Annotated in this window: 10 protein-coding genes; 1 reads left to right on the forward strand and 9 read right to left on the reverse strand. The window is 69.6% G+C overall.

The genetic code is table 11. The annotated features are described in order from the left end of the window. Window positions 1-32 precede the first annotated feature (32 nt). The 6 genes from WG924_RS07145 to WG924_RS07170 form a co-directional block, all read right to left on the reverse strand. The gene (locus WG924_RS07145) at window positions 33-461 is read right to left on the reverse strand and encodes a YbaN family protein (RefSeq protein ID WP_345932337.1); all 429 of its coding nucleotides are present in this window, start codon (window positions 459-461) and stop codon (window positions 33-35) included. A gap of 271 nt (window positions 462-732) precedes the next feature. After that, window positions 733-2,223: a catalase gene (locus WG924_RS07150; protein ID WP_345932338.1), complete on the reverse strand. Its 1,491-nt coding sequence runs from the start codon at window positions 2,221-2,223 to the stop codon at window positions 733-735. 148 nt (window positions 2,224-2,371) lie between these two features. Then, window positions 2,372-3,319, reverse strand: a complete 948-nt coding sequence (locus WG924_RS07155) for an alpha/beta fold hydrolase (RefSeq protein ID WP_345932339.1) — start codon at window positions 3,317-3,319, stop codon at window positions 2,372-2,374. Window positions 3,320-3,428: 109 nt separating this feature from the next. Then, a complete protein-coding gene (locus tag WG924_RS07160) occupies window positions 3,429-4,610 on the reverse strand; it encodes an FAD-dependent oxidoreductase (protein WP_345932340.1) in 1,182 nt (393 codons plus the stop codon). Beyond that, on the reverse strand, window positions 4,607-5,863 hold the full coding sequence (locus WG924_RS07165) for an MFS transporter (protein ID WP_345932341.1): 1,257 nt from the start codon (window positions 5,861-5,863) through the stop codon (window positions 4,607-4,609). Before WG924_RS07165 ends, WG924_RS07160 begins: the two co-directional genes overlap by 4 nt. Window positions 5,864-5,870: 7 nt before the next feature. Continuing rightward, on the reverse strand, window positions 5,871-7,892 hold the full coding sequence (locus tag WG924_RS07170; protein ID WP_345932342.1) for a TonB-dependent receptor: 2,022 nt from the start codon (window positions 7,890-7,892) through the stop codon (window positions 5,871-5,873). Between the two features lie 222 nt (window positions 7,893-8,114). On the opposite strand from WG924_RS07170, the gene WG924_RS07175 reads away from it, so the two are divergent. Beyond that, the gene (locus WG924_RS07175; protein ID WP_345932343.1) at window positions 8,115-9,107 is read left to right on the forward strand and encodes a helix-turn-helix transcriptional regulator; all 993 of its coding nucleotides are present in this window, start codon (window positions 8,115-8,117) and stop codon (window positions 9,105-9,107) included. On the opposite strand, the gene dmeF is transcribed toward WG924_RS07175, so the two are convergent. The 3 genes from dmeF to WG924_RS07190 all read right to left on the reverse strand — a co-directional run bounded on the left by dmeF (window position 9,049) and on the right by WG924_RS07190 (window position 12,027). Further along, window positions 9,049-10,053 carry a CDF family Co(II)/Ni(II) efflux transporter DmeF gene (dmeF, locus tag WG924_RS07180; protein ID WP_345932344.1) on the reverse strand — a complete coding sequence of 335 codons (1,005 nt, stop codon included), beginning with the start codon at window positions 10,051-10,053 and terminating at the stop codon, window positions 9,049-9,051. The genes WG924_RS07175 and dmeF overlap by 59 nt on opposite strands. Before the next feature lie 30 nt (window positions 10,054-10,083). Then, window positions 10,084-10,962 carry a class I SAM-dependent methyltransferase gene (locus WG924_RS07185; RefSeq protein WP_345932345.1) on the reverse strand — a complete coding sequence of 293 codons (879 nt, stop codon included), beginning with the start codon at window positions 10,960-10,962 and terminating at the stop codon, window positions 10,084-10,086. A 69-nt stretch (window positions 10,963-11,031) separates the two neighbouring features. Further along, on the reverse strand, window positions 11,032-12,027 hold the full coding sequence (locus WG924_RS07190) for a LysR substrate-binding domain-containing protein (protein ID WP_345932346.1): 996 nt from the start codon (window positions 12,025-12,027) through the stop codon (window positions 11,032-11,034). Window positions 12,028-12,089: the final 62 nt, after the last annotated feature.

Below are 12,089 nucleotides of genomic sequence, written 5' to 3' on the forward strand. Positions count from 1 at the left end.
ATCGCTCGGGCCGGTCTATCGCTCAGGCCGGTCTATCGCTCAGGCCGGGCCGCCAGCCAGATCGCCACCGGCACCAGTATGGCGCCGGTGGCGGCCAGCACCAGGGCTGGCGCGCCCAGCGCCCAAGAGAGGCCAAGCCCTGCCGCCATGGCGGTGATCGCGGCGATCTTGCCCTTGCGCGACACGGCGCCGCGATCGCGCCATGCCACCAGCGGCGGGCCGTAACGGGGATGGTCCAGCAATCTCTGGGCCAGGACCGGATCGGCGCGCATGAAACAGGCAACGGCGGCGATCAGGAAAATCGTCGTCGGCAGCAGCGGCAGCACCGCGCCCACGGCCCCCAGCGCCACGAAGCCCCAGCCGGCCAGTTTCAGCAGCCGGCGGCGTCGTGCGACCGGAGGTCTCGACGACGGCTCCGCGACGGCCGGAACCTGCCGGTCGGTCATCGTCTCGGTGGTCATGGGATCGCGCTCCGTCATCATGTCCGCGAGAGTATGCCGCCCGGACGGCTGCGGCAACAGCCGCCCGGGCGGTGATCCCCCCATACATCGCCGGGAGGCAGACGTCGATGTACGGACAGGTCCGGCCGGGGCCGCCCGGGCGGGCGTTGCGGGCGGAAGCCCCGGCCGGTCCCGGCCCTGACGGGCGGGAAGCCGGTCTTGTCCGAGAGTCTGGCAGTCACGTCCGAGGATCTGGCGGATCAATCACCCGATGCCGCCAGAGGTTCCACCGTCACTCGGCGGCATCCAGGGCATGCAGGCCCAGCCGTTCCGCCACGCCCGCGCCATAGGCGGGATCGGCCTTGGTGAAATGGCCGATCTGGCGCTGCTTGATGTCGTCGGGCACCGATGCCATGGCATTGGCGATCGCGGTCATCAGCAGATCCTTCTGCCGGTCGTCCATCAGCCGGAACAGGTCGCCGGCCTGGGTATAATCGTCGTTGCCGATCCGGTGATCATAGCGATCGGCCGGGCCGTCGAGCGGCAGTGGCGGCTCGCCCGCCGTCGGATCTTCCACCGCACCACCGAAGCCGTTGGGCTCGTAATTCGGCGCGCGGCCGCCATTGGCGTCCAGCCGCATCGCGCCGTCACGATGGGCGGGATGGGCCTGGACCAGCGGCCGGTTGACCGGCAGTTGGTCGGCATTCACCCCCACCCGATAGCGATGGGCGTCGCCATAGGCGAACAGGCGCGCCTGAAGCATGCGATCGGGCGAGGCGGTGATGCCGGGCACCAGATTGCCGGGGCTGAAGATCGACTGCTCGATTTCCGCGAAATAATTCTCCGGGTTGCGGTTCAGCTCGGCCACGCCGACCTCGATCAGCGGGAAGTCCTTGTGCGGCCACACCTTGGTCAGATCGAACGGATCGAAGGGGGTGGCGCGGGCCTCCGCCTCGGTCATCACCTGGATCTTCACCGCCCAGCGCGGATACTCGCCGCGCTCGATGGCGTCATACAGATCGGCCTGATGGCTTTCGCGGTCCTGGCCGATGATCCCGGCCGACTGCTCGTCCGAGATGTTGCGGATGCCCTGTTCCGACTTCAGATGGAACTTCACCCACACCCGCTCGCCATCGGCATTGACCATTCCGAAGGTGTGGCTGCCGAAGCCGTGCATATGGCGATAGCTGGCCGGCAGGCCGCGATCCGAGAACAGGATCGTCACCTGATGCAGGCTTTCCGGGCTGCGCGACCAGAAATCCCACATGGCGGTGGGGTTGCGCAGATTGGTGCGCGGGTCGCGCTTCTGGGTGTGGATGAAATCGGGGAATTTCAGCGGATCGCGGATGAAGAAGATGGGCGTGTTGTTGCCGACCAGATCCCAGTTGCCGTCCTCGGTATAGAACTTCATCGCGAAGCCGCGCACGTCGCGCTCGGCATCCGCCGCGCCGCGCTCACCGGCGACCGTCGAGAAGCGGAACAGCAGCGGCGTGGTCTTGCCGATCTCGGAGAAGATGTTCGCCCGGGTATAGCGGCTGATGTCGTGGGTGACGGTGAAGGTGCCGAAGGCGCCGGAGCCCTTGGCATGCACCACCCGCTCAGGGATCCGCTCGCGGTTGAAATGGGCCAGCTTCTCGATCAGATGCACGTCGTCCAGGGTCACCGGGCCGCGGCGGCCGGCGGTGCGGCTGTTCTGATTGCTCACCACCGGCGCGCCGCTGGCCAGCGTCAGGGTCGGCGTCGTGGCGGTGTCGGTCTTCGGATCGTCATTCCGGGTGGTCATGGGGTCTGCCTCCTCACATGTCCGGGGCTGCGGTGTGCCGCTTGGCCCGTCTTCATGATCCTGCACGGCCTGCATCTATAGTGGAAATCGATTGTCGATATGGACACGATAGTTAACGACTATTACACAACGCAGCTTGTGCCGGCTGTCAGCCGATCGGGGCCGCCCGCCGGATCCAGGCCGCGACCGCGTCGGGTGCGGTGACCGGCAGCATGTGGCCGCCCTCGATCAAAGTCAGATCCAGGGCCGGCAATGTCTGTTTCAGGGCTTCGGCATGCGTCCGCCAGTTCAGGATACGGTCGCCGCGCGCGAAGATCATATGCACCGGCCGGGTGATCGCGCCATAGCCTGCCACCATCGCCGGCAGATCGTCGTTGACCGCCACCATATCGATCGAGGCGCCGCGGAATGCCTGCGGACGGAGGCCCAGCAAGCCGCCGCCGGCGGTGGCGAAATCGGCCGGCACCGGGTCGGGGCCGAACACGGCCGCCAGCACCGCCTGGCCGCGCAGGAACGACATCGGCGTCGCCAGCGTCCAGGCCACCAGCCGCCGGGCGATGTCGGACCGGATCGCCAGCCCCTTGAACACCGCCGGCGGATCGGTCTCAGGATGGGTCAGCGCCGCGATCAGCCCGATGCCCGACACGGCATCCGGATGATCGATCGCCACGGCCAGGGCGATCGCGCCACCCAGAGAATGGCCGATCAGAAACGGCGGATGTGGCAGATCCAGGGCGCGGATCACCGCCACGATCAGCGCCGCCTGTGCCCGCAGACCGGCCGGTGTGCCGTCGGGCCGGGTGGAATAGCCGCTGCCCGGCCGGTCGATCAGGATCACCCGGTAATCCGCGCGCAGCCGGGCCAGCAGGCTGTGGCTGAAATGATGCATCTGCCCGCCCAGCCCGTGCACCATGACCAGCGCCGGCCGGGTATCGCCGGGGGCGCCATCATCCAGGTAATGAACGCGGCAACCGTCGATCTCCATGAACCGGCCGCGCGGAGGCACGGCCGCCTCCACCCGCTTCGCGGTCCAGCCGGTGAACAGGGCAAGCCCGCCCCCCAGCGCGCCCAGCACCGCCACGCCTTCAACAAGCATCCGCCATCTCCCCGATCCGGCCCGCCCCAGGCCCCGCCGCACTGATACGCGTCGGATCAGCCTAGCCGATTTCCCGGTCGGCGGCTTCAGAACCGTGGCGATTGCCGGTTCAGAATGGCCCCTCGCCCCGCAGATCGCGAGTGAGCTGCCGGGCCAGCAGGCGGGCGGGCATGTGGCGCAGCGCCAGATTGCGCAGCCGGAATCCGGCCGGGGTCGCCGGGATGAACAGCCGGGCCAGCTTCCGGCTGCGGGTCTGAAGCCGGGTGATCACCGGCCTGAGCCGGGTCTCGTGCTCGGCCAGCGCCCGATGGATGTCGAGCGGGTGGCGCAGCAGGCATTCGGCCAGCCCGGCCGCCGCGGTGATCGCCATGCCTGCGCCCTGCCCCGACAACAGGGTCAGGCAATGCGCGGCATCGCCCAGCAACAGCACCCGACCGGTGGACCAGCGCGGCAGCACGGTCATCAGCGTGGTGTCGACATAGAGCCCGGCCGACGGGTCGCGGGCATCGATGGCCGCCAGCACCGCCGGATGGGCACCGGCATAGGCCGCCTTCAGCGCCGCGATCCGGGCCGGCTCGCCCACCGGCAGATCGGTGCCACCATGGCGCCAGGCATAGAGGGTGGCCAGCGAGCCATCGGCCAGGGTGTAGAACTCGGTCAGCCGGCCGGGCTCGGCATAGGACAGGAAATCCCGCCCCAGCCCCAGCGTATCCGGCAGGCGGAAGGCGGCGACGCCATAGCCCAGCGGCTCCAGCGCGGCATCGTCCGGGGCAAAATGCTGCCGGCGCAGATCGGACCGCAGCCCCTCGGCGCCGATGACCAGTTCGGCTTCCAGTGTCTCGCCGGAGGCGAGCGCCACCCCGACCGGCGCACCCGCGCGATCGTCGAGGCTGGCGATGCGCGCGCCGAACCGCAGATCGGCCGAGGCCGGCATCGCCTCGGCCAGCACCTCGACCAGGGCGGTGCGCGCCAGCGTGATCCATTCGACCCCGGTCAGCAGGTCGTGATAGCGCAGCCGCAGCAATTCGCGCCCCCTGCGATCGAGATACAGATTCTCGGCAATGTCGCGGCCCCGGGCGGTCAGGGCCGGCATCAGCCCCATCCGCCGGGCAACCGCCAGCCCCGGCCCCGACAGGCCGATCATATAGCCGTCGGTGCGCAGGTCGTGGGCACGCTCGATCAGGGTCGTGCGCCAGCCGGCCCGGTCCAGCCACCAGGCGGCGGCAAGCCCGGCGATACCGGCGCCGGCGATCACCGCATGCGGGCGGGGTGTCGGTGTGGGGCAGGTCATGCGGGCATCCCCTCAGGGCGTCGCATCCGGGCGATCAGTGCGGGGATCAGCCCGGCGGCGACAAGGCTTGTGGCGGCAGCCAGGGCAAGACTGACATCCAGGCCGATGGCGGCGGCGATCAACCCGCCCGACAGGCCGGCCAGGGCGGCGATGCCGGCATCGGCGCATTGCAGCAGGGTGAAATCCACCCCGGCCTGCGGCGAGGCGGACCAGCCCATCATCGCGCTGTACAGCGCCACGAAGGCGGCGCCCTGAACCAGCGACAGCACCACGGTGAGGCCAAGCACCGGCCGTGCGGCCACGTCGCCCATGATCGCCACGGCCAGCAGGCCCAGCAGCAGGCCCTCGCCCGCGACCAGCGGCGCCAGCAGGCGTTCGGGTGCCACACGGCGCAAGGCCAGACCGGCGAGCAGCGTGCCCACCAGACTGGCCGCCATGCCGCCGGCACCACTGATCAGGCCGATCACCTGAAGCGACACGCCGCGATCGATCAGCATCGGCCCGGTCAGCCCCATGGCGAGCCTGAGCCCGGCCTGCATCAGCAGCACGACCACCAGCCCGATCAGCACCGGCCGGCGGGCGAAGGCCCGGGCCAGCGACGGCCGGTGCGCGGGGTCGGTGCCGACGGTGGCGATGGCGGGCGGCCCCTCGCGGGTCAGCGCCATCGGCAGGGTCAGCGCCGCCATCACCACCACCAGGGCCAGGATGGCGAGGCTCCAGCCGGCCCGGTCGACCAGCACCAGAAACACCCCGCCGCCGATCAGCGCGCCGACATAGCCGCCGCCGACCTGCATGACATTGCCCAAGCCGCGCAAGGCCGGCGGCAGTTGTTCCACCGCATAGGCGTCGCAGCCGATATCGACCGTCGCGGTGACCAGAGCCGCCCAGGCCAGCACCGCCAGAACCATCGCCGGTGGCGGCAGCCCGGCGCTGGCGGCCAGGGTGGCGATGGTGACGATGGCGATCCCCTGCCCCGCCAGCACCATCACCCGCGTCCGGCGCCCGCCGCCAACCGGCCGGCGCAGGCGCTCGATCCATGGCGCCCACAGGAATTTCAGCGCCCAGGGCAGCATCAGCAGCGAGACCAGCCCGATCACCTCATAGCCGGCACCGGCGGCACGCAAGACCGTCGGCAGACCGTGGAAGGTCAGACCGCCGATAATGCTCTGGGTGACATAGATGCCGCCGATGACGGTCAGCACGCGGACAGGCGGCGTGGTGGTGGTGGCGGCCCGACCGGCCGCAGATGCCATGGCCATCTCAGAACCGCCAACTGCCGGTGATGCCGATGGTGCGCCCGCAGCCCAGCGTGCTGCGGATATCGCCGCCGCCGAAATCGAAACTCGATGTCCGATAGACCTCGTCGGTCAGGTTGCGGGCGAAGACCCGGACCGCATAGCCGGCGTCCAGATCGACCTCGACCGCCGCATCCAGCAGGGTGTAGGCGCTTTGCGACAGGGTGTTGGCCTCGTCGAACCAGGTCCGGTCGACCCAGTTGGCGTTCAGATCCACCGCGACGGCCCCCGGCACGCTGGTCTGAGGCACGATCCAGCGCAGCCCCGCGCGCAGGGTGGTATCGGGGGCATAGGGCAGCCGCCGGCCGTCATAGGGGCCGCCGTCGAATTCCGACCGGCCGATCGTGGCGCCGGCGCGCAGGATCAGATCGGGCGTGGCACGGAAGGCGCCGTCGAGCTCGATGCCGTGGCTGAGCGCATCGCCCATATTGCGCAGCACCTGCGCGCCCAGCGGCCCGGTATAGATCTGCTTGTCCTCTGCGGTGATCAGATAGACCGCGGCATCCAGATCCAGCCGGCCGCCGGCCATGCTGCCGCGCCAGCCCAGTTCGTAATTGGTCGAGGTCTCGCTGTCATAGGGGACGGCGTCCTCGGGCGAGGCGACGGTGTGATTGAAGCCGCCCGGCTTGAAGCCGCGGGCGATCACCGCCCGCAGCCGGTGGTCGGGCGCCACCTGCCAGCCCAGGGCCAGCTTGGGCGAGATGTCCGAGACATCGTCCTCAGCCCGGAACCGGTGATCGAAGGGCCCGGTCCCCGGCCGGTCATAGCGGATCTCCGCTTCCTCCCGCGACCAGCGCAGGCCGCCGGTCAGGTCCAGAACCGGGGTCAGCGCATAGGTCGCCTCGCCGAACACGGCATAGGAGCGGGTGTCGACCTCGTTGCGGTCGGGGCCGTAATAGCCCGGATAGCCGGGGGTCGTGCGGGTGAAACCGGTCGACTGGAAGAAGCCGCCCAGCACGCCGTCCAACCGCTCTCCCGTCTGGAAGGCAAGGCGCAGTTCCTGCGAGATCTGGTCCTGGGATTCGGGTGTGTCGACCGTGATCACCCGGGTCAGATCCCGGCTCTGCCAGGTGGTGACACTCGACAGGCTGGCGGCGTCGGACAGGTCGTAATCGGCGGCAAGCGCGAGTGTGGTCACCCGGCGGTCGAGCCAGCCGCGCGGCCCTTGGCTGGCGCTGTCATAGCGGCGGTCATCCACCGCCGCGTCGCGGATATACAGTTCTTCGTGGCTCTCAAGCTCCTCGCGCGTCGCGGTGACGGTCACGGCGAGGGGGCTGTCGGTGGGGGCGTGACGCAGCTTCAGCCGGGCCATGCGCGAGATGCCGTCGTCGATGCCGGTCCGGCCGGTCGCCACATCATCGATCCGGCCCTGATCCTGGCTCCAGCGGAGCGCGAGTTCCGCCGCAAGCCGGTCGGGCACCACCGGCCCCGCGATCACCGCCTCGGCGCCACGCTCAGGCACGCCCAGTGTCACCGAGGCATGGCCTTCCATCCGGTTCGCGGGCATGCGGGTGATGACGTTGATCACCCCGCCATGGGCGTTGCGGCCATACAGCGTGCCCTGCGGGCCGCGCAGCAGTTCCACCCGCTCCACATTGACCAGCTCCTGCGCGAAGGCGGCGGCATCCTGCGGCACGCCGTCGACATAGACCTGAACCGCGGGGTTATAGAAATCGGGCGAGGTGACGCCACGAATGGTGACACCGGTATAGGCCCGGTTGCCGCGCGCCCGGATCACCAGCCCCGGAAACACCCGGTCCAGATCGTCCAGCCGGGTGACACCGGCCTCGGCCAGTTGCTCGGCCGTGCGCACCGTGACCGAGTTGTCGATCTGCCCCAGCATCTGATCCCGCTTGCCGGCGGTGACGGTGAGGGCGTCGAGACGCTGTACATCCTGATCGTCGGCGCGGGCATCCGCCACCGGCACGACGCCTGTAATCAACAGCGGTGCTGCCAGGGCGCAACGGCGCAGCATGCGATAAGACATGGTCGGGCGATCCTCGAATGGGACATCGGGCCTCGAATGGGACATCAGGCCTCGAATGGGACATCGGGCTGATGCCGGCGGAGCTTGTGCCCGTCATCGCCCGGCGCTGCCGGACACGCGGCCCCGATCGGGACCGATCCTGCTCTGATCGGGACTTTCTTGCGAATCATTCTCATTTACGGAATCATGGGGGCCGGTCACGAGCAACCGCGGAGCCCGCGCATGACATCGCCGACGATCTGGCAGGTCGACGGGAACGCCGCCCTCGACGCCGGCGACGCCACCGATCTGCCGGCCTGGTTTGCGTCGCAGGTGAACGAGCCGCTGGGCGACGGCATGGCCTTCAACCATTTCGACTTCACCGCCCGCACCGAACAGCGGCTGCGGATCGCCGGACCGGCAACCCTGTCGATCTCGCTGTTTCTGGATGGCGCCGGTTCGCTCTCGGTCGATGGCGGGCGGCCGCTGGCAATCCGGCCGGGCGTGACCGTGCTGTATCATGCCGCCCGGCCAACGGCGGGCGAGGATGTGATTCCGGCCGGCAGCCGGGTCGTCTGCCTCGATTTCCGCTATGACGCGCAGCTTCTGGTCGATCTGGGGCTGGCGGTGCTGCCGGTGCTGATGCGCGGCTTCGCCACCGATTGCAGCCTGCAAGACGTGCTGCTACTGGCCCGGCCGACCTCGCCCGCCCTCGATGGCGTGGCCCGGGCGGTGCTTGCCTGCCGGCTGGATGGCGCGGCGCGCCAGATCTTTCTGAAGGCCAAGGCGCTGGAGGCTCTGGCCTGGCTGATCGCCGAGATCGATGGCGCGCCGCCGGTGGCCGGCCTGCCGGTGCCGGCCGACCGGCGCCGGATCGAACAGGCGGCGCGGCTGCTGGTCGATCGCCATGACGAGCCCTGGACCATCCCGCTCCTGGCACGGACGGTGGGCCTGAACGAGCGCAAGCTGAAATCCGGGTTCCGGCTGGTGGTCGGGCGCACCGTCCACGGCCATCTTGAGGCGACGCGCCTGGAAGCGGCGGCCCGCATGATCCAGGATGGCTGCCGGGTGATCGACGCCGCGCTCGCTGTCGGCTATGCCAATCCCAGCCACTTCGCCCGGCTGTTCCGGCGCCGCTTCGGCGCCGCCCCGGCCGACTGGCGCCGCAATGCCGCCGTCATGCCCGGTGGGGATCTGCCGCCGGATGTCCGGAACCATCGCCCGTGCAGCGGTTGACCTCGATCACCGGATGATACAGGTCGGACCGCTTCGGCAGCCGCGCACGGTAATCGTCCGGCCCGTCATCGCCATGGGTCACCACGCTTGCAACCAGCGTCCAGGCATTGTGCCCCACCGACCACAGATGCAGGTCGACCACCTGGGTATCGCCATCCGACGACAGCGCGGCGGCGATGTCCTGCCGCATCGCTTCGGGCGCCTGACGGTCGAGCAGCACGCCGGCGGCACTGCGGCCCAGGCTGATCGACCATTTCAGGATCACCGCCGATGCCAGCAGGGCCGCCAGCGGATCGGCCCACAGCCAGCCGGTCGCCCAGGCCAGTGCCACCGCGCCGATCGCGGCGATGCTGGTCAGGGCGTCGGCCAGCACATGCAGCAGGGCGGCACGGGCATTGGTGTCAAGTTTCTGGCTCTGACTATGATGATCATGCGCATGATCGTCGTGGTCATGGTGGTGCCCATGTGCATGATCATGCCCATGATCATGCCCCAGGCCCAGCAGCGCCGCCGAGGCCAGATTGACCAGAAGCCCGATCACCGCCACCAGGATGGCATCGCCATAGGCGATCGGGCGCGGATCGAACAGCCGCACCACGGCCTCACCGGCGATCGCCAGCGCCGACAGGCCCAGCAGCAGCGCGCTGGCAAAGCCGGCCAGATCGCCGATCTTGCCGCTGCCGAAGCTGAAGCGCGGATCATGGGCGCGGGCGCGCGTGACCATATAGGCCAGCGCCGCCAGCCCCAGCGCGAAGGCATGGGTGCCCATATGCAGCCCGTCGGCCAGCAGGGCCATCGATCCGGTCAGCCACCCGGCCACAACTTCGGCCACCATGGTGACCAGGGTCAGCGCGATGACCGCGTGCACCCGGCGTTCCACCGGCCGACGGATGGTCTGGCCGAAGCCATGGGTTTTCTGCCAGTGCTCGGCGGCGCGGCTGTGCATGATCGTGCCTTCCGGTCGGGGGGCCTGTTGTCAGACCATCGGGCCGAAGCGGCCCAGGATCAAGAGCGGCGCCACATGGTCGCGCACAAAACCGATGCGTGAGAGCAGCGACAGCAGCGGCATCATCCGTGGATAGGGCTCGGCATAGGTCCAGACGCGGACCAGATCGAGGCCGGGGATGGCGGCCACGAAATCCGCAAGCCCGGCGCGGGTCAGGGCAAAGGGCATCGGCGGCGCGGTATAGCCGGGTGTCACTTTCAGCCCGCGCAGGGTCTTGCGGGAATACCAGTGCGGGATGGTGTCGACATAGATCCGGCCCCCTGGAAATCCGCCGGCCAGGGACTGCAGCATCCCGGTGACCGTCGACCGGTCGGGGGCATACATCAGCAGCCCGGCGGCGCTGAAGAAACAGGGCCGGTCGGTGCCGACCTCGTCCATCCAGTCGGCGGGGCTGAAGGCCGATGCCGCGATCATCCGGTTGCGCGGATGGACGGGCAGCAGCCGCCGGCGCAGATCGATCCCCGGCGTCAGATCCAGCGTCACCCAGTCGAGCCGGCCATCATCGACCCGCCAGAGCTGGGTCTCCAGCCCTTCCCCCAGGGCGACCACCCGGATCGGCTGGTCATGGGCGGCGGCGAAATCGCGGATCAGCCGGTCCCCCAGTCTGGCGCGGATGGTATGGGCGGGGTGCGGCCGGCCGAAACGCCCTTGAAAATCATAGTCGATCCGCGCCACCAGCGCCGCCGCGCGCGGATCGTCGAGCACCTCATCGGCCGGCACCCGGCCGGTGGCGGCAAGCCCCACGCGGTGCCACAACGGCCACAGCATGGTCTCGGGCACGCCGTCCAGCGTGACCGGCAGGCGCTCGGTTCCGGAGCCGTTGCCGGCTATGGCGGGGGTGGAGGTCATGGCAGCCGGTCCCGGATGGATGATGCAGCCCCTGACGGGGCGGGTCCGGAATGCTGGCACGCCATGCTATTAATTATCAATCGCAATTTTTGCCCCGAATCGGGTGGCTCCGCCCGATTCAGGTGCTCGGCCCGGCTCGGCTGGCGGTGTGTCATCGTCCACCGCCTGCACCACGTCGGGGATCGCCTGCCGGCAGACCCGGGCCAGCGCCAGGGCATCGGCATCGCCGGCGCCCCGACGCCAGACCAGGGCGATGCGGCGATGCCCCGCCGGCCCGATCACCGGTCGGAAGCGCAGCCGGGTTTCGCCGCTGCGCCGCCAGGCGGCGGCAGCCAGTGCCGGCACCAGCGTGGTGCCGAAGCCGGCCGCGACCAGTTCGCGCAGGGTTTCCAGGCTGGCGGCACGGAAGTCGTCGCCAGAGGCAGCGGTGCGCGCACAGGCCGCCAGCACCTGATCGCGCAGACAATGGCCGTCGGCCAGCACCAGCAGCCGGGTGGCGGCCAGTTCGGCCGCATCGATCGGGCTGTCGGCGCCGGCCGCCATATCGGCGGCCTGCGGCACCACCGCCAGAAAGCCCTCGTCGAACAGGGCCATCGCCTGCCGGCCGCGCATCTCCACCGGCAACGCCACCAGCGCCGCGTCCAGCCGTCCATCATCCAGCAGGGCCAGCAGATGATCGGTCAGATCCTCGATCACCACCAGATCCAGCCCGCCATGCGCGGCCTTCAGCACCGGCAGCAGTGCCGGCAGCAGATAGGGGCTCAGCGTCGGAATGGCACCCAGCCGGTACGGCCCCTCCAGCGGCTTCGCCCGGTGGCGGGTCAGGCGCAGGATCGCCTGCTGTTCGGCAAGCGCCCGGCGCGCGTGACCGACCACCCGCTCGCCCGCCGCCGTCAGCCGCACGCCCTTGCGGCTGCGCTCCACCAGTTCCACGCCCAGATAATCCTCAAGCTTGCGCAGTTGGGCGCTCAAGGTGGGCTGGCTGACGCCGGCGGCGCTTGCCGCGCGGCCGAAATGGCCATGATCGGCAATCGCCACCAGATATTTCAGTTCGGTCAGGGTCATGGGGCCTGAGAAATCCCGATACGGAACCGCACCCACCAAGGGCGCATCGATCGACGCCGCCT

The sequence above is a fragment of the Tistrella arctica genome, from assembly GCF_039630945.1.
Classification (GTDB): Bacteria; Pseudomonadota; Alphaproteobacteria; order Tistrellales; family Tistrellaceae; genus Tistrella; species Tistrella bauzanensis.